Raw genomic sequence first — 16,368 nt, 5'->3', positions numbered from 1 at the left:
CTTCCCGCTTCCTTCCCGGTTCAGCCGCGTACGTCCCGCCAGGCCCCCGGGATCGCCTCCGCCACGTCGTGCGCCCCGGCCGGCGCGCCGTCCGACGCGAACCGCCCGGCCAGACCGTGCAGATAGGCGGCGGCGCTGCCCGCATCCAGCGCCGACAGCCCCGACGCCAGCAGCGACCCGGCGAGTCCCGACAGCACGTCCCCGCTGCCGGCGGTGGCCAGCCAGGAGGTGCCCGTCGCGTTGACCCGTACGAGCCCGCTCGCCGGGTCGGCGACGAGCGTCGTCGACCCCTTGAGCAGCACGGTCGCCCGGTACCTCGACGCCAGCTCCCGCACGCACTTCAGCCGCGCCCCCTCGACCTCCTCGCGCGCGACACCCAGCAGGGCGGCGGCCTCCCCGGCGTGCGGGGTCATGAGCGTGGGCGCACGCCGTTCCCGTACGACGTCCAGGTCGGCGAGCCGCAGCCCGTCCGCGTCGATCAGCACCGGGACGTCGGCCTCCAGCACCTCGGCCACGGTCCCGGCGTCGTCGCCGGCACCGGGGCCGACCACCCACGCCTGCACGCGCCCGGCCTTGTGCGGCCCCTGGTCCGACACGAGCGTCTCGGGGAACCGCGCGACGACGGCGTCCCCGGCGGGCCCGACGTACCGGACGGCGCCCGCGCCGCCGCGCAGTGCCCCGGAGACGGCGAGGACGGCGGCGCCCGGATACCGTGCGGACCCGGCGGCGATGCCCACCACGCCCCGGCGGTACTTGTCGCTCTCGGCGCCGGGCGACGGCAGCAGCGCGGCAACGTCGGCGTGCTGCAGCGCCTCCAGATCGGGCCGCTCGGGCAGCACCTCGCCCAGCCCGATGTCGACCAGCCGCACGGAACCGGCGTACTCGCGGGCGGGATCGACGAGCAGGCCGGGCTTGTGCGTGCCGAAGGTCACGGTGAGATCGGCACGGACGGCGGCACCCCGTACCTCTCCGGTGTCGGCGTCGACGCCACTGGGCAGGTCGACGGCGACGACGGGCGCCCCGGACTCGGCGACGACCCCGGCCAGCCGCTCCGCCTCCGGTCGCAGTCCGCCCTTGCCTCCGATGCCGACGATGCCGTCGAGGACCAGGTCCGCGCGCAGGATCGCCTCCTCCACACGGTCGACGCCCGCGGCCGCGGCGGGTTCGGTACCGCTCCCGGCGCCCACGACCCGGCCGCCCGCCCGCCGCAACGCCGCGAGGCCCCCGGCGTGCACGCGCTCGGGCGACAGCAGTACGGCCGCGACCCCCGCCCCGCGCCGGGCGAGCCGCCCACCGGCGAACAGGGCGTCGCCCCCGTTGTCCCCACTCCCGACGAGCAGCACGACCCGGCTGCCGTAGACCCGCCCCAGCAGTTCGGCACAGGCGGCGGCGAGCCCCGCCGCGGCCCGCTGCATCAACGCACCCTCCGGCAGCCGCGCCATGAGTCCCCGCTCGGCTGCCCTGACCGTCTCCACGCTGTACGCAGTACGCATGCGCCCGAGTCTGCCCCGAACCCCCCGCAGCCCGCACTCGCCCCACGCGGAAGGGTCCTAGCCCTCCGCGATCACCACTGCCGACGCCACCCCCGCGTCATGGCTCAACGACACGTGCCAGGACCGCACTCCCAGCTCCGCCGCCTTCGCCGCCACGCTCCCCCTCACCCGCAGCCGGGGCCGCCCGCTGTCCTCGACGTACACCTCGGCATCGGTCCACAGCAGCCCGGCCGGTGCGCCGAGCGCCTTGGCGAGGGCCTCCTTGGCGGCGAACCGGGCGGCGAGCGAGGCGACCCCGCGGCGCTCCCCGCTCGGCAACAGCAACTCGTCCCGCACGAACAGCCGTTCAGCCATCCCGGGCGTACGCTTCAGCGACGCCTCGAAGCGCTCGATCTCGGCCACGTCGATACCGACCCCGATGATGCTCATGCCGAGCACCTTAGGGCGCCGGACGGCCCCCGCCGGAACCAGGTCAACTCGCGCCGCCCGTCAGGCCGTAGCGCTCCGCGAAATCTCGGTCCCGTCCCGTCACACCCCCTGCTAGCCTGCGAAGCCTCGCGCGCCTGGGGGGCCAGTTCACGCGTTCTCATCGACCGGTCAAGGGTGCGCCCGCATGGGCGAAAGCACCGTGAGTGATCCGTTCGACGCCCTGCCCGGGCTCGCGCCGCTGCGTGCCGCCGCGTGGGACGACGACTGGGCGGGCACCCAGGCCTTCTTCGCGGGGATCGGGGATCGCGCCGCCGACGTCTCGTTCGCCGCGGGCCTCCTCGCGAACGTGGAGCGGACGGAGGCGTATCTGGAGCGGGCCGTGAAGGCGCAGCCCGCCGACCCGCTCCCCCGCACCCTCCTCGCGGAGCGGTACACCCGCATCGGCTGGCACATCCGCGGCGGCGTCCGGGCCGAGCAGGTCTCGCGGGACCAGTTCGCCCAGTTCCACGACTGGCTGCGCAGGGCCGAGCTGCTGCTGATCGAGGTGTGCGCGGAGCACCCGGAGTACGGCCCCGCCTGGACCGCCCGGCTGCTGACCGCCCGCGGCCTGGAGCTGGGGCAGTCCGAGGCGCGGCGGCGTTACGACCGGCTCTCGGAACACCATCCGGGCGGGCCTGACCCCGGCCCCGCAGTACTCGCCGACCGGGGTGTCCGGCACCCTGCACCCGTCGCTGGAGGACGACGACGTCACGCTGGTCATCGGGGACACCGGTGTGACGCTGTCGCTGCCCGGCGGCCTGGTCACCGTCCGGTACGACGCGTGCGCCGCGATGACCACCCGCCCCGACGGGGCCCGGTACCTGACCGGCCTCGACGGCTTCCGCGTGGCCGTGGAGCCGACCCTGTACGGCGACGTCAGCCCCGAGCGGATCGCCGTACTGGACGCGGCCGTGCCCGCCGAGGCGGTGGTCCCGCTGCGGGCGCGCAAGGAGGAGGAGATCCCCCGGCCGCGAGAACGCAGGCCCGCCGCGCCGACCGCCGAGACCCCGAAGGAGGCGAAGGAGGAGAGGGCCTGGACGTGGTCCCTCGGACTCCTGCTCATGCTGGGCGTGGACGTGGTGTTCGGGGCGGGCGTCCTGCTCACCGCCGTCCACCTGGCCGAGTCCGCCGCCCCGCGGTGGAACCGACTTCTCCCGGCGGTCGTTCCGGGCATCCTGCTCATGCGCATCACGTACCGGACGTACCTGAGCGGCAAGGGCGCTCCCGACCGGCGCTCCTGAACACCGCCTACTCCACCGTCACCGACTTCGCCAGGTTCCGCGGCTGGTCCACCTCGTTGCCGCGGGCCGTCGCCAGTTCGCAGGCGAACACCTGCAGCGGCACCGTCGCCACCAGCGGCTGCAGCAGAGTCGGCGTCACCGGGATGCGGATGAGGTGGTCGGCGTACGGCACCACCGCCTCGTCGCCCTCCTCCGCGATGACGATCGTCCGCGCACCCCGGGCCCGGATCTCCTGGATGTTGGAGACGATCTTGTCGTGGAGGACGGAACGCCCGCGCGGTGACGGCACGACCACCACCACCGGCAGGTCCTCCTCGATGAGAGCGATCGGGCCGTGCTTCAGCTCCCCCGCCGCGAACCCCTCCGCGTGCATGTAGGCGAGCTCCTTCAGCTTCAGCGCGCCCTCCAGCGCCACCGGGTAGCCCACGTGCCGCCCCAGGAACAGCACCGTGTTCTTGTGGGCCAGGGTGCGCGCCAGCGCCCGTACCGGCTCCATGGTCTCGAGCACCCGCTCGACCTCGCCGGAGATCTGGGACAGGTCCCGGATGACGGCGGTGATCTCGTCGCCCCACTTGGTGCCGCGCACCTGCCCCAGGTACAGCGCCACCAGGTAGCACGCCACCAGCTGCGTCAGGAAGGCCTTCGTCGAGGCGACCGCCACCTCCGGACCGGCGTGCGTGTACAGCACCGCGTCCGACTCGCGCGGAATCGTCGACCCGTTCGTGTTGCAGATCGCCAGCACCTTGGACCCCTGCTGCCGCGCGTGCCGCAACGCCATCAGCGTGTCCATGGTCTCCCCGGACTGCGAGATCGCGATCACCAGCGAGCGCGCCCCCAGGATCGGGTCCCGGTACCGGAACTCGCTCGCCAGCTCCACCTCGCAGGGGATCCGCGTCCAGTGCTCGATGGCGTACTTGGCGATCAGCCCGGCGTGGAAGGCCGTACCGCACGCGACGATGACGACCTTGTCGACCTCCCGCAGCTCGGCGTCGGAGATCCGCACCTCGTCCAGCGTCAGCGAGCCCGCGGCGTCGATGCGCCCCAGCAGCGTGTCGGCGACCGCCTTGGGCTGCTCGGCGATCTCCTTGAGCATGAAGTAGTCGTAGCCGCCCTTCTCGGCGGCCGACGCGTCCCAGTCGACGTGGTACGAGCGCACTTCGGCCGGACGCCCGTCGAAGCCGGTCACCGTCACCCCGTCGCGGCGCAGCTCAACGACCTGGTCCTGGCCCAGCTCGATCGCGGAGCGCGTGTGCGCGATGAACGCGGCGACGTCGGAGGCCAGGAACGCCTCGCCCTCGCCGACGCCGACGACCAGCGGCGAGTTCCGCCGGGCCCCCACCACCACGTCCGGCTCGTCGGCGTGCACCGCGACCAGCGTGAACGCCCCCTCCAGCCGCCGGCACACCAGCCGCATCGCCTCCGCCAGGTCCGCGCAGGCGGAGAACTCCTCCGCGATCAGGTGCGCGACCACCTCGGTGTCGGTCTCGGAGGCCAGCTCGTGCCCCCGCTCCTCCAGCTCGGCCCGCAGCACCGCGAAGTTCTCGATGATCCCGTTGTGGACGACCGAGACCCGGCCCGCGTTGTCGAGATGGGGGTGGGCATTCGCGTCGGTCGGCCCGCCGTGCGTGGCCCAGCGGGTGTGCCCGATCCCTGTGGAACCCGTCGGCAGCGGCCGGTCCACCAGCTCCTTCTCGAGGTTCACCAGCTTCCCGGCCTTCTTCGCGGCCGCCAGCCCCCCGTCCGCCAGCACGGCGACACCCGCCGAGTCGTACCCCCGGTACTCCAGCCGCTTCAGTCCGGCCATCACGACATCCAGCGCCGACTGCGACCCCACGTATCCCACGATTCCGCACATGGGCGGCAGCCTACGGGCGAACCGGCGCCCGAAAGAGGCTCAGCGTGCCCGGATTCGGAAATTCCCACCGCCATACGAACCCTGCGGAAAGAGCGTGACGCACCCCACCCGCCATCCGGTTCAAACTCCGTTAACAATGGACTGTGATCTCTCCGGTCAACTCGATGCCCCGGAGCGCCCACCGGCGAGGGCCGGAGGCGACTCCTTTCGTCGACCTCACCCGTTCCGAGTGGAGCGCGCTGCGGGACAAGACGCCGCTGCCGCTGACCGCCGAGGAGGTCGAGAAGGTGCGCGGCCTCGGCGATGTCATCGACCTCGACGAGGTGCGGGACATCTACCTCCCGCTGTCCCGCCTCCTCAACCTGTACGTGGGGGCCACCGACGGCCTCAGAAGCGCCCTGAACACCTTCCTCGGCGAACAGGGCTCCCAGTCCGGCACCCCCTTCGTGATAGGGATCGCCGGCTCGGTGGCCTGCGGCAAGTCGACCGTCGCCCGACTGCTGCAGGCCCTGCTCTCCCGCTGGCCCGAGCACCCGCGCGTCGAGCGCGTCACCACCGACGGCTTCCTGCTGCCGACCAAGGAGCTCCGGGCCCGCGGGCTGATGTCGAGGAAGGGATTCCCGGAGTCGTACGACCGCCGGGCCCTGACCCGGTTCGTCGCCGACGTCAAGGCGGGCAAGGACGAGGTCACCGCGCCCGTCTACTCCCACCTCATCTACGACATCGTCCCGGACGAGAAGCTCGTCGTCCGCCGGCCCGACATCCTGATCGTCGAGGGCCTGAACGTCCTCCAGCCCGCCCTCCCCGGCAAGGATGGCCGCACCCGCGTCGGCCTCGCCGACTACTTCGACTTCAGCGTGTACGTCGACGCGGGCGCCGAGGACGTCGAGAGCTGGTACCTCAACCGCTTCAAGAAGCTGCGCCAGACGGCGTTCCAGGACCCCAACTCGTACTTCCGCAAGTACACCCAGGTCTCCGAGGAGGAGGCCCTCGACTACGCCCGCACCCAGTGGCGCACCATCAACAAGCCCAATCTGGTGGAGAACATCGCCCCCACCCGTGGCCGCGCCACCCTGGTGCTGCGCAAGGGCCCGGACCACAAGGTGCAGCGGCTGCGGCTGCGCAAGCTCTGACCGTTAGTCTGCGCCCATGCTGCACCTGCGCCTGATCACACCGTCCGACAGGACGGACGACGTGGTCCGCCTGATCGAGAAGACGGTCGGCACGACACACCTCGTCGTCGTCCCCGGAGCCGCCCGCAACCCCGCGGGAGACGTCGTGATGTGCGACGTGGCCCGCGAGGCCGGCGACGAACTCCTCACAGGTCTGCAGGAGTTGGGCCTGGACCACACCGGTTCGATCGCCGTCGAGAACATCGACCTGTCGCTGTCCAGGCGGGCCGACAAGGCGGAGGCGGAGGCCCCGGGCGAGGGCGCGGACGCCGTCCTGTGGGAGCACCTCACCGACGCCACCCACGAGGAGTCGACGCTCTCCGCCACCTACCTCGCGTTCATCACGCTCGCCACGATGATCGCGGCCTGCGGTGTCGTCCTGGACAACGCGATCCTCATCGTGGGCGCGATGGCGGTCGGCCCGGAGTTCGGGCCCCTCGCCGGCATCTGCACGGCGATCGTGCAGCGCGCCCCGCGCCTGGCGCTGCGGTCACTGGTCGCGCTGCTGGTGGGCTTCGCCGCGGCGATGCTGCTGACGGCCGGCTTCAGCCTGTTCATGGACGCGGTCGGCTTGTTCACCAAGGCCCAGCTGGAGGCGAAGCGGCCCAACACGGGCTTCATCTACGCCCCGGACTGGTTCTCGTTCGTGGTCGCGGTCCTGGCGGGCGCGGCGGGCACCCTCTCCCTGACCTCCGCGAAATCGGGCGCCCTGGTCGGCGTCGCCATCTCCGTGACGACGGTCCCGGCCGCCGCCAACGCGGCGGTGGCCCTGATCTACAGCGACACCAACCAGGCGATGCGTTCCTCGGAACAGCTCCTGCTGAACCTCCTGGGCATCGTCCTGGCGGGCACCCTGACCCTACTCACCCAGAAATGGCTCTGGTCCAGGCAACGCGGACGCTCCAACGCCCGGCAGGGCAACGCCTAGGGGCGCGGGGCTCTGCTCGATATGCGGCTCCGCCGCGCGGGCGCGACAAGCCACAACGCACCCGCAGCCCGCACCGCACAGAACCCCCACCCCGAACCCGGCGACCTACCCTAGAGCCGACTTCACCGCGTCAGCGAGCCGCCCCGCCACGGACCGAGCCTGCTCGATGTCCGCCGCCTCCACCATCACCCGCACCAGCGGCTCCGTCCCCGACGGCCGCAGCAGCACCCGCCCGGTGGAACCGAGTTCCCGCTCGGCCTCGGCGACGGCGGACGCCAGCTCGGCCGACGTGGCGACCCTGGACCTGTCCACGTCCGGCACATTGATCAGCACCTGGGGCAGCCGCTCCATGACGGACGCGAGCTCCTGCAGCGACCGCCCGGTCCGAGCGACCCGAGCGGCCAGCATCAGCCCGGTCAGCGTCCCGTCCCCGGTCGTCGCGTGATCGAGGATGATCACGTGCCCGGACTGCTCGCCGCCGAGCGCGTACCCGTGCTGCTTCATCTCCTCCAGGACGTACCGGTCCCCCACCGCCGTCTGGACGAGCTTGAGCCCCTCCCGCTCCAGCGCGAGCTTGAAGCCCAGGTTGGACATGACGGTGGCGACCACGGTGTCGGAGCGCAGCACCGAGCGTTCCCGCATGTCGAGCGCGAGCACGGCCAGGATCTGGTCGCCGTCGACCTCGGCGCCCGTGTGGTCCACGGCCAGGCACCGGTCGGCGTCGCCGTCGTGGGCGATGCCCAGCGCGGCCCCGTGCTCGACGACGGCCGCCTTCAGCTTGTCCAGGTGGGTGGACCCGCACCCGTCGTTGATGTTCAGCCCGTCCGGCTCGGTCCCGATCGTGACGACCTCGGCTCCGGCCCGCGAGAACGCCTCCGGCGACACCCGTGCCGCGGCGCCGTGCGCCTCGTCCAGGACGATCCTCAGCCCGTCCAGCCGGTTGGGCAGTACGGCGATGAGGTGGGCGACGTACTGGTCGAACCCCTCGTCGTAGGTCCGTACCCGACCCACGCCCGCGCCGGTCGGCCGCTCCCACGGCTCCCCGTGCCGGTGGGCGTCGTACACCGCCTCGATCCTGTCCTCCAGCTCGTCGGCCAGCTTGTGGCCCCCGCGGGCGAAGAACTTGACGCCGTTGTCGGGCATGGCGTTGTGGCTGGCGGAGAGCATGACGCCCAGGTCGGCGCCGAGCGCGCCGGTGAGGTAGGCGACGGCGGGCGTGGGCAGCACACCGACCCGCAGCACGTCGACGCCGGCGCTCGCGAGACCCGCGACCACCGCGGCCTCAAGGAACTCCCCGGACGCACGCGGATCGCGTCCGACGACCGCCGTGGGCCGGTGGCCCTCGAACGTACCCGCCTCGGCCAGCACGTGCGCCGCCGCCACCGACAGACCGAGTGCCATCTCGGCGGTCAGATCCGCGTTGGCGACGCCCCGCACGCCGTCCGTGCCGAAGAGTCGTCCCACTTGTCCTCCTGAGAAAGCGTCAGCTGTTGCAGACGTACCGGCATCAGATCACACAAGCTTCTGAGCGTCTTGTGCCGTTATACGCCCACGCCGGTGATAAACGAACGCCCCGGTCGGCACTGTGGCGTGCCGCCGGGGCGTTCGGAGTACGTGCAGGCAGCTGGTGATTAGCGCTTGCTGTACTGCGGGGCCTTGCGGGCCTTCTTCAGACCGGCCTTCTTGCGCTCGACCGCACGGTCGTCGCGGCGGAGGAAGCCGGCCTTCTTGAGCGGGCCGCGGTTGTTGTCGACGTCGGCCTCGTTCAGCGCGCGGGCGACACCGAGACGGAGCGCACCGGCCTGACCGGAGACACCGCCACCGGCGATGCGGGCGATGACGTCGTAGCGACCCTCGAGCTCGAGCACCTTGAAGGGCTCGTTGACTTCCTGCTGGTGCACCTTGTTCGGGAAGTAGTCCTCAAGGGTGCGACCGTTGATCTTCCACTTGCCGGTGCCCGGGACGATCCGGACGCGGGCGATGGCGTTCTTGCGACGGCCCAGGCCGGCGGCCGGCTGCGGGTCGCCGAAGCGGGAAGCCATGGACTCGGAGGTGTACTCGCCCTCGACGGGGACGTCCGACTCCGTGGTGTAGCTGTCGATGTCAAGCTCTTCGAGCGGCTGCTCGGCAGTGGTCTCGGCCACGATTCTCCTCAGATTCTCTTCAGGCTTAGGGGTGGCCGGACTTACTGCGCGACCTGGGTGATCTCGAACGGCTGCGGCTGCTGCGCGCCGTGCGGGTGCTGGTCACCCTTGTAGACCTTCAGCTTCGAGAGCATCTGACGGCCCAGCGTGTTCTTGGGGAGCATGCCCTTGACGGCCTTCTCGATGGCCTTCTCGGGGTTCTTGTCCAGCAGCTCGTCGTAACGGACGGAGCGCAGACCACCCGGGTAGCCGGAGTGGCGGTACGCCATCTTCTGGGTCCGCTTGTTGCCGGACAGGTGCACCTTGTCGGCGTTGATGATGATGACGAAGTCACCGGTGTCGACGTGGGGCGCGTAGATCGGCTTGTGCTTGCCGCGGAGAAGGGACGCGGCGGTCGTGGCCAGACGGCCCAGGACCACGTCCTGAGCGTCGATGACGTGCCACTGGCGAGTCACATCGCCGGGCTTGGGGCTGTATGTACGCACTTCGCAGCCTTTTTCTTCAGTGGATGGGTGCTGACACATGGCATCACTGAAGCGATCGTGCAGCTGGGGACGACAATGGCCGGGGACGCTGCCCGTATGCCGCCCACTGGTAACTGCTCCAGGGAACCTAGGTATGGGCCTCTCGCGTGAGAACGAGCGAGCCAATACACAACGAAGATGCAGGATACCGGGGTGCCCCCTGGCGGGTCAAAACGAGCCCTCCGCGGCGATCCGCGGCCGAGATGTACGGCCCTGTCACAAAGGTCCCCAGGAGCCTCGCCGGAGCCACACCGGCCCCCTCCGTACCCCGTCTAAGATGCGCCCCATGAGCTTTGGGCAGCAGGGGGGTCCCCAGTCTCAATGGGATCCCTGGAAACCGAACTCCCAGCAGCCGTGGAACGGCGGCGGTGACGGCCAGACCCCGGACTGGGCGGCGCTCGCGGAGGCGTCCGAGACGCGCAACAGGCGGCGCCGGCTGCTGTTCATCGGCGGCGGGGCGCTCGCCACCATCGCGATAGGCACCGCCGTCGCGATGGCCGTGGTGTCCGCGAACGGCGACAACAAGGCGTCCGGCAACCCGTCGAACCTGCCGGCCAGCGCGTCCATCCCGGGCAGCACCGCCACGGCCCCGTCCTTCGCGCCGACCAGCGCGCCGCCGCCACTGGACCCGAAGGAGTTCATCTCCAGCAAGGCCAAGGACACGGCGCCGCTCAGCGCGACCCTGCTCTTCCCGGGCGCGCGGCTGACCATGGGCTCGACGGTCTATCAGAAGGGCCCCACGGCCGACACCAACAACTGCGCCTCCGCCGTGCAGGGCACCTACGTGAATCTCCTCACGGCCAACAAGTGCACCCGTCTGATGCGCGTGACGTACCAGAAGGACGGCATCGCGGTGACGGTCGGCGTGGCCGTGTTCGACACGGAGGCCCAGGCGACCAAGGTCAAGGCCACGGCGGACAAGAAGGGCTTCGTCAAGCCGCTCTCGGGCGGCGGTGTGAAGGCTTTCTGCAACTCCGCGACCTGCCGCACGACGGTCAACTCCTACGGCCGGTACGCCTACTTCACCACCGGCGGCTTCCTGAACGGCAAGGACGTCACGAACAAGGACACGAAGGTGTTCTCGACCGGCGACGACCTGCAGACGTTCACGTTCCGCCAGATCCGCAGGCGCGGCGAGGCCCAGGCGTCGGCCGCGGCGACCGAGTAGGACGCCGGGCGCCCGGGCGCCGCGGTCAGCAGCAGGCCGCCCCAGGGAGCGTCCGCCGGTTGCGGGCCTCCTTGTTCCGGGCGGCCAGCAGCCCGTCGGCCGGGTAGCCGACCTCCTCCAGCGTCAGCCCGTGCGGTCGTACGACGTGAACGGCGGAGTCCCTGACCCCGGCGGCCAGCACCTTGCCCGGCCACTCCGGGCCCCGGTGCCCGTCGCCGACGAACAGCAGCGCCCCGATCAGGGAGCGCACCATGTTGTGGCAGAAGGCGTCGGCACGGATGGTGGCGGTGACGATCCCGTCGTCCCCGCGCACCAGGCTGAGCTCCTGCAGCGTGCGGATGGTGGTCGCGCCCTCCCGCTTCTTGCAGTACGCGGCGAAGTCGTGCTCCCCGAGCAGCCGCTCGGCCGCCTCGTTCATGGCGTCGACGTCGAGCGGCCAGTCGTGCCACAGGACGTGGTTGCGCAGCAGCGGATCGACCCCGCCGGGGTTGTCCGTCACCCGGTACGCGTAGCGCCGCCAGACGGCCGAGAACCGGGCGTTGAAGCCGCTGGGCGCCTGTCTGAGCGCCCAGACCCGCACGTCCCTGGGCAGCCGCCCGGCGAGCCGCTTGAGCAGCTTCTCGTGGTGTTCACGCCAGACCGCCTCCGGCAGGTCGACGTGTGCCACCTGGCCCCGGGCGTGCACCCCGGCATCCGTCCGCCCGGCGACGGTCAGCTCGTACGACGTCTCCCCCGACCGCGTGACGGTCCGCAGGGCGTCCTCGATCTCCCCCTGCACGGTCCGCCGCCCACCGGCCTGCTTGGCCCAGCCGGAGAAGTCGGTGCCGTCGTAGGAAAGATCGAGCCGCACCCGCACATACCCGGGCTCTACTTCGTCACTCACACAGAGATCCTCTCAGGAACGGCAAGTGGGCCCGTCCCAAGAAGGAACGGGCCCACTGTCACGCCCCTTCAGGGGCGCGGGGAACTGCGCGACCAGCCACTACGGACCGGCAGCCCAAGGACGGCCTACGCCTCCTCGGCCTCCGGCTTCGCGTCCTCGACGACCTCGTCGGCCTTGGTCTCCTCGACCTTGGCCTCCTCGGACTCCTTGACCGCACGCTTCGTCGCGGCCTCGGCCTCGCCGGTCGCCTGCTGCGCCACCGTCAGCGCCTCGACCAGCTCGATGACGGCCATGGGCGCGTTGTCGCCACGGCGGTTACCGATCTTGGTGATGCGGGTGTAGCCGCCCGGGCGGTTCTCGTAGCGCGGGCCGATCTCGGTGAAGAGCGTGTGGACGACGCTCTTGTCCGTGATCACCTGGAGCACCTGACGGCGGTTGTGAAGGTCGCCCTTCTTCGCCTTGGTGACCAGACGCTCGGCGTACGGCCGCAGACGGCGGGCCTTCGCCTCGGTGGTGGTGATACGGCCGTGCTCGAAGAGGCTCTTCGCCAGGTTCGCGAGGAGCAGCTTCTCGTGCGCGGCGCTGCCGCCCAGACGGGCACCCTTGGTGGGCTTCGGCATTGTTCTTCTCCTGTGTGTCTGCCCCGGCCGTGTCAGGTACCGGGGTCAGGAACCCGATGAGCGGATGCTCACCGGCATCGACCGATCAAGCACTGGTCAGTACTGACTCAGTACTGCTCGGTCTCCACGAAACCCGCGTCCGCGTCGTCGTCGGCGCCGAAGGCGTCGGCAGCGGCCGTGGGGTCGAATCCGGGCGGGCTGTCCTTGAGGGCCAGGCCCATGCCGGCCAGCTTCGCCTTGACCTCGTCGATCGACTTCGCACCGAAGTTGCGAATGTCGAGCAGGTCGGCCTCGGAGCGCGCGACGAGCTCACCCACGGAGTGGATGCCCTCACGCTTGAGGCAGTTGTAGGAGCGGACCGTGAGCTCCAGCTCCTCGATCGGCAGCGCCAGGTCGGCGGCAAGGGCGGCGTCCGTCGGGGACGGGCCCATGTCGATGCCCTCGGCGTCGATGTTCAGCTCACGGGCCAGACCGAACAGCTCGACCAGGGTCTTACCGGCGGAGGCCATGGCGTCACGGGGACGCATCGCCTGCTTGGTCTCGACGTCGACGATCAGCTTGTCGAAGTCGGTGCGCTGCTCGACACGGGTCGCCTCGACCTTGTACGTGACCTTCAGCACGGGGCTGTAGATGGAGTCGACCGGGATACGGCCGATCTCCTGGCCCACCTGCTTGTTCTGCACGGCGGAGACGTAACCCCGGCCACGCTCGACCGTCAGCTCCATCTCCAGCTTGCCCTTGCCGTTGAGCGTGGCGAGGACGAGGTCGGGGTTGTGCACCTCGACACCGGCCGGGGGCGCGATGTCGGCGGCGGTGACCAGACCCGGACCCTGCTTGCGCAGGTACATCACAACGGGCTCGTCGTGCTCGGACGACACGACCAGCTGCTTGATGTTGAGGATCAGGTCGGTGACGTCCTCCTTGACGCCCGGCACGGTGGTGAACTCGTGCAGGACGCCGTCGATGCGGATGCTGGTGACAGCAGCGCCGGGGATCGACGACAGGAGGGTGCGGCGGAGGGAGTTGCCGAGGGTGTAGCCGAAGCCCGGCTCCAGCGGCTCGATCACGAACCGGGAGCGGAACTCGTCGACGACCTCTTCGGTCAACGAGGGACGCTGAGCGATCAGCATGTGTGGAGATCCTTCATTCGTGGACGCCCGCTATTTGACGCCCGACGGAAACCGCGCCCTGTGAGAAGCGCGGGTACTGCAAGGGTACGGGCGATACGGCCCTTTTACGGAGCCGTACCGCCCGAATCCTCAAAGCGACCGTGCGTCAGACGCGGCGACGCTTCGGCGGACGGCAGCCGTTGTGCGGGGTCGGGGTCACGTCCTGGATGGAGCCGACCTCGAGGCCCGTGGCCTGCAGGGAACGGATGGCGGTCTCACGACCGGAACCCGGGCCCTTCACGAACACGTCGACCTTGCGCATGCCGTGCTCCTGGGCGCGGCGGGCAGCCGACTCGGCGGCCATCTGCGCGGCGAACGGCGTGGACTTCCGGGAGCCCTTGAAGCCGACGTGGCCGGCGGAGGCCCAGGAGATCACGTTGCCGGACGGGTCCGTGATGGAGACGATCGTGTTGTTGAACGTGCTCTTGATGTGCGCGTGGCCGTGAGCGACGTTCTTCTTTTCCTTGCGGCGCACCTTCTTGGCAGCGCCCTGACGACCCTTGGGGGGCATCTACAAACTCCTACGGGGAGGTGGTCGGTCCTACAGCGAAGACCGCTGATGAAGCGTTGTCCGCTGAGGACTACTTCTTGCCCGGCTTCTTCTTGCCGGCGATGGCGCGACGCGGGCCCTTGCGGGTGCGGGCGTTGGTGCTGGTGCGCTGACCGCGGACGGGCAGACCACGACGGTGACGGAGACCCTGGTAGCAGCCGATCTCGACCTTGCGGCGGATGTCGGCCTGGATCTCGCGACGGAGGTCACCCTCGGTCTTGATGTTGTTGTCCACGTACTCGCGGATCGCGACCAGCTGCTCTTCGCTCAGGTCACGAACACGGGTGTTCGGGTCGATGCCCGTCTCCGCCAGCGTCTGCTGCGAAAGGGTCCGGCCGATGCCGAACACGTAGGTGAGGGCGACCTCCACGCGCTTTTCGCGCGGGATGTCAACACCGGAAACGCGTGCCACTTCAATGGCTCCTGGTGATCTTCGGAGGTCTTCCGCAGAGCCGGTTCCCGGCCGCCGTATCAGGTACGAACCGGGTCCCCGGCCTCCGAACCGGGGGTGTCAAGCCGTGTCGACTTGGGCTCTGCGTATGAACATATTCAGCTCGCGTCGCGCGAATCCCTGCGATGTCGATGCAGAGGGAACGGTCGATCGTGCGTCAGCCCTGGCGCTGCTTGTGGCGCGGGTTCTCGCAGATGACCATGACCCGACCGTGACGGCGGATCACCCTGCACTTGTCGCAGATCTTCTTGACGCTCGGCTTGACCTTCATGGGATTGAGGTTCTCCGGGTCAGTGCCACCACCCCGCCGAGGCGGAGTGCGGGCAAGATCTACTTGTAGCGGTAGACGATCCGGCCACGTGTCAGGTCGTACGGAGACAGCTCCACCACGACCCGGTCGTCAGGGAGGATGCGGATGTAGTGCATGCGCATCTTGCCGCTGATGTGTGCCAGGACCTGGTGGCCGTTCTGGAGCTCGACCTTGAACATGGCGTTCGGCAGAGACTCGACGACAGTGCCCTCGATCTCGATGGCACCTTGCTTCTTGGCCACGCTTCGCCCTTCGAATCGACTACCTTGATCGACTCTCCTGCTTTTCCCCTTGAGGGCGCATGCGGACATGCGGGTGCACGAGAGCCGACGAGTCAGTCTACGTCAGCGCACCCGGAAACACGAATCGAGGAAGGATGCCCCGAGGGGGAGATCCTTAAGCGCGCCGAGCCGTGGCGCCCCGTAAGGGGCGCGGGGAACTGCGCGACCAGCCCTCACGCACCGGCAGCCTCCGCACGACCGCGTCGCGGCACCCCGGTAGGCGGTCGCGGCCGTCAGGCCAGCGGATCCGGCGCGGCCGTGACTCCGTGCTCCGCCAGCTTCGCCCTGCCCCCGTCCGGGGCGGTGAGGACCAGCGGACCCTCCTCGGTCAGCGCGACCGAGTGCTCCCAGTGCGAGGACCAGGTCCCGTCCGTGGTGATGACCGTCCAGTCGTCGGACAGGACCTCGGTCCTGGGCGTGCCCAGGGACACCATCGGCTCGATGGCCAGGCAGAAGCCGGGGACCAGCTTCGGCCCCTTCCCCCGCCGGCGGTCGACGTAGTTCAGCAGGTGCGGGTCCATGTGCATCTCGGTGCCGATGCCGTGGCCGCCGTAGTCCTCGATGATCCCGTACTTGCCGCCGCCCGGCTTCGGCTGGCGGCGGATGTAGGTCTCGATGGCCCGAGAGACGTCGACGAGCCGGTTGCCCAGCTTCATGGCCGCGATGCCGGCCCACATCGACTCCTCGGTCACCCGGGAGAGCTCGATCAGCTCGGGGGCGTGGCCGGACCCCACGAAGGCCGTGTAGGCGGCGTCCCCGTGCCAGCCGTCGACGATCGCGCCGCAGTCGATGGAGATGATGTCGCCGTCCTTGAGGACGACGTCGTCGGAGGGGATGCCGTGGACGACGACCTCGTTGACGGACGTGCAGATCGTGGCCGGGAAGCCGCCGTAGCCGAGGAAGTTGGGCTTGGCGTTGTGCTCGGCGAGGACCTTGCGGGCGACCTCGTCCAGGTCCTTGGTGGTGGCTCCGGGCACCGCCGCCTCACGGGTGGCCGCGTGGATGGCGGCGACGACCAGTCCCGCCTCACGCATCTTGGCGATCTGCTCGGGGGTCTTGATCTGCACCATGGGGGCCTGCGCTCTCCGTCACTCACGTCGTCCGATTACGT

At 70.2% G+C, this 16,368-nt stretch carries 18 protein-coding genes; 4 read left to right on the top strand and 14 right to left on the bottom strand.

Features of this window, described 5'->3' with window-relative positions; translation table 11 throughout:
- Nucleotides 1-20 precede the first annotated feature (20 nt).
- A complete protein-coding gene (locus FBY22_RS00795) occupies nt 21-1,493 on the bottom strand; it encodes an NAD(P)H-hydrate dehydratase (protein WP_174267059.1) in 1,473 nt (490 codons plus the stop codon).
- A 57-nt stretch (nt 1,494-1,550) separates the two neighbouring features.
- Nucleotides 1,551-1,922 carry a holo-ACP synthase gene (locus FBY22_RS00790; RefSeq protein WP_142141951.1) on the bottom strand — a complete coding sequence of 124 codons (372 nt, stop codon included), beginning with the start codon at nt 1,920-1,922 and terminating at the stop codon, nt 1,551-1,553.
- A gap of 707 nt (nt 1,923-2,629) precedes the next feature.
- On the opposite strand from FBY22_RS00790, the gene FBY22_RS44620 reads away from it, so the two are divergent.
- Nucleotides 2,630-3,202 (top strand): hypothetical protein, encoded by a 573-nt coding sequence (locus FBY22_RS44620; protein WP_260844676.1) that lies wholly within the window; start codon nt 2,630-2,632, stop codon nt 3,200-3,202.
- Nucleotides 3,203-3,209: 7 nt separating this feature from the next.
- Here the strand turns inward: FBY22_RS44620 and glmS are convergent, their stop codons facing one another.
- A complete protein-coding gene (gene glmS, locus FBY22_RS00775; protein ID WP_142141950.1) occupies nt 3,210-5,057 on the bottom strand; it encodes a glutamine--fructose-6-phosphate transaminase (isomerizing) in 1,848 nt (615 codons plus the stop codon).
- A 164-nt stretch (nt 5,058-5,221) separates the two neighbouring features.
- Between glmS and coaA the strand changes: the two genes are divergently transcribed.
- Nucleotides 5,222-6,190: a type I pantothenate kinase gene (gene coaA / locus FBY22_RS00770; protein WP_174267058.1), complete on the top strand. Its 969-nt coding sequence runs from the start codon at nt 5,222-5,224 to the stop codon at nt 6,188-6,190.
- A 16-nt stretch (nt 6,191-6,206) separates the two neighbouring features.
- A complete protein-coding gene (locus tag FBY22_RS00765) occupies nt 6,207-7,157 on the top strand; it encodes a DUF389 domain-containing protein (protein WP_142141948.1) in 951 nt (316 codons plus the stop codon).
- Nucleotides 7,158-7,262: 105 nt separating this feature from the next.
- Here FBY22_RS00765 and glmM read toward each other — a convergent pair whose 3' ends face one another.
- From glmM to rplM, 3 genes are all read right to left on the bottom strand, one after another.
- Nucleotides 7,263-8,621 carry a phosphoglucosamine mutase gene (glmM, locus tag FBY22_RS00760; RefSeq protein WP_142141947.1) on the bottom strand — a complete coding sequence of 453 codons (1,359 nt, stop codon included), beginning with the start codon at nt 8,619-8,621 and terminating at the stop codon, nt 7,263-7,265.
- Nucleotides 8,622-8,788: 167 nt separating this feature from the next.
- Entirely contained in the window at nt 8,789-9,301 is a 513-nt protein-coding gene (gene rpsI, locus FBY22_RS00755; protein ID WP_142141946.1) for a 30S ribosomal protein S9, read from the bottom strand.
- Between the two features lie 41 nt (nt 9,302-9,342).
- On the bottom strand, nt 9,343-9,786 hold the full coding sequence (gene rplM / locus FBY22_RS00750; protein ID WP_058923752.1) for a 50S ribosomal protein L13: 444 nt from the start codon (nt 9,784-9,786) through the stop codon (nt 9,343-9,345).
- Between the two features lie 325 nt (nt 9,787-10,111).
- On the opposite strand from rplM, the gene FBY22_RS00745 reads away from it, so the two are divergent.
- Nucleotides 10,112-10,993: a hypothetical protein gene (locus tag FBY22_RS00745; RefSeq protein ID WP_142141945.1), complete on the top strand. Its 882-nt coding sequence runs from the start codon at nt 10,112-10,114 to the stop codon at nt 10,991-10,993.
- Between the two features lie 25 nt (nt 10,994-11,018).
- On the opposite strand, the gene truA is transcribed toward FBY22_RS00745, so the two are convergent.
- The 8 genes from truA to map form a co-directional block, all read right to left on the bottom strand.
- Nucleotides 11,019-11,876: a tRNA pseudouridine(38-40) synthase TruA gene (truA, locus tag FBY22_RS00740; protein WP_142141944.1), complete on the bottom strand. Its 858-nt coding sequence runs from the start codon at nt 11,874-11,876 to the stop codon at nt 11,019-11,021.
- 125 nt (nt 11,877-12,001) lie between these two features.
- Nucleotides 12,002-12,496 (bottom strand): 50S ribosomal protein L17, encoded by a 495-nt coding sequence (gene rplQ / locus FBY22_RS00735; protein WP_142141943.1) that lies wholly within the window; start codon nt 12,494-12,496, stop codon nt 12,002-12,004.
- Between the two features lie 107 nt (nt 12,497-12,603).
- Nucleotides 12,604-13,626: a DNA-directed RNA polymerase subunit alpha gene (locus tag FBY22_RS00730; RefSeq protein WP_003966937.1), complete on the bottom strand. Its 1,023-nt coding sequence runs from the start codon at nt 13,624-13,626 to the stop codon at nt 12,604-12,606.
- Between the two features lie 145 nt (nt 13,627-13,771).
- Nucleotides 13,772-14,176, bottom strand: coding sequence for a 30S ribosomal protein S11 (rpsK, locus tag FBY22_RS00725; protein ID WP_003956432.1), 405 nt, complete (start codon nt 14,174-14,176; stop codon nt 13,772-13,774).
- A gap of 70 nt (nt 14,177-14,246) precedes the next feature.
- Nucleotides 14,247-14,627, bottom strand: a complete 381-nt coding sequence (gene rpsM, locus FBY22_RS00720; RefSeq protein WP_020135802.1) for a 30S ribosomal protein S13 — start codon at nt 14,625-14,627, stop codon at nt 14,247-14,249.
- 196 nt (nt 14,628-14,823) lie between these two features.
- A complete protein-coding gene (gene rpmJ / locus FBY22_RS00715) occupies nt 14,824-14,937 on the bottom strand; it encodes a 50S ribosomal protein L36 (protein ID WP_003998809.1) in 114 nt (37 codons plus the stop codon).
- 59 nt (nt 14,938-14,996) lie between these two features.
- A complete protein-coding gene (gene infA, locus FBY22_RS00710; RefSeq protein ID WP_003948620.1) occupies nt 14,997-15,218 on the bottom strand; it encodes a translation initiation factor IF-1 in 222 nt (73 codons plus the stop codon).
- Nucleotides 15,219-15,490: 272 nt separating this feature from the next.
- The gene (gene map / locus FBY22_RS00705) at nt 15,491-16,327 is read right to left on the bottom strand and encodes a type I methionyl aminopeptidase (protein WP_142141942.1); all 837 of its coding nucleotides are present in this window, start codon (nt 16,325-16,327) and stop codon (nt 15,491-15,493) included.
- Nucleotides 16,328-16,368: the final 41 nt, after the last annotated feature.

The sequence above is a fragment of the Streptomyces sp. SLBN-31 genome (assembly GCF_006715395.1).
GTDB lineage: Bacteria > Actinomycetota > Actinomycetes > Streptomycetales > Streptomycetaceae > Streptomyces.
The sequence above is the reverse complement of the archived record's forward strand: the minus strand, read 5'-3'. Positions and strand labels throughout refer to the sequence as shown.

What these genes read in the sequence shown, in the direction of transcription:
- FBY22_RS00730 (WP_003966937.1), bottom strand. Translation starts at nt 13,626, where the DNA reads ATGCTGATCGCTCAGCGTCCCTCGTTGACCGAAGAGGTCGTCGACGAG.
- rpmJ (WP_003998809.1), bottom strand. Translation starts at nt 14,937, where the DNA reads ATGAAGGTCAAGCCGAGCGTCAAGAAGATCTGCGACAAGTGCAGGGTG.
- glmS (WP_142141950.1), bottom strand. Translation starts at nt 5,057, where the DNA reads ATGTGCGGAATCGTGGGATACGTGGGGTCGCAGTCGGCGCTGGATGTC.
- FBY22_RS00795 (WP_174267059.1), bottom strand. Translation starts at nt 1,493, where the DNA reads ATGCGTACTGCGTACAGCGTGGAGACGGTCAGGGCAGCCGAGCGGGGA.
- FBY22_RS00765 (WP_142141948.1), top strand. Translation starts at nt 6,207, where the DNA reads ATGCTGCACCTGCGCCTGATCACACCGTCCGACAGGACGGACGACGTG.
- FBY22_RS00745 (WP_142141945.1), top strand. Translation starts at nt 10,112, where the DNA reads ATGAGCTTTGGGCAGCAGGGGGGTCCCCAGTCTCAATGGGATCCCTGG.
- coaA (WP_174267058.1), top strand. Translation starts at nt 5,222, where the DNA reads ATGCCCCGGAGCGCCCACCGGCGAGGGCCGGAGGCGACTCCTTTCGTC.
- rpsK (WP_003956432.1), bottom strand. Translation starts at nt 14,176, where the DNA reads ATGCCCCCCAAGGGTCGTCAGGGCGCTGCCAAGAAGGTGCGCCGCAAG.
- FBY22_RS00790 (WP_142141951.1), bottom strand. Translation starts at nt 1,922, where the DNA reads ATGAGCATCATCGGGGTCGGTATCGACGTGGCCGAGATCGAGCGCTTC.
- rplQ (WP_142141943.1), bottom strand. Translation starts at nt 12,496, where the DNA reads ATGCCGAAGCCCACCAAGGGTGCCCGTCTGGGCGGCAGCGCCGCGCAC.
- map (WP_142141942.1), bottom strand. Translation starts at nt 16,327, where the DNA reads ATGGTGCAGATCAAGACCCCCGAGCAGATCGCCAAGATGCGTGAGGCG.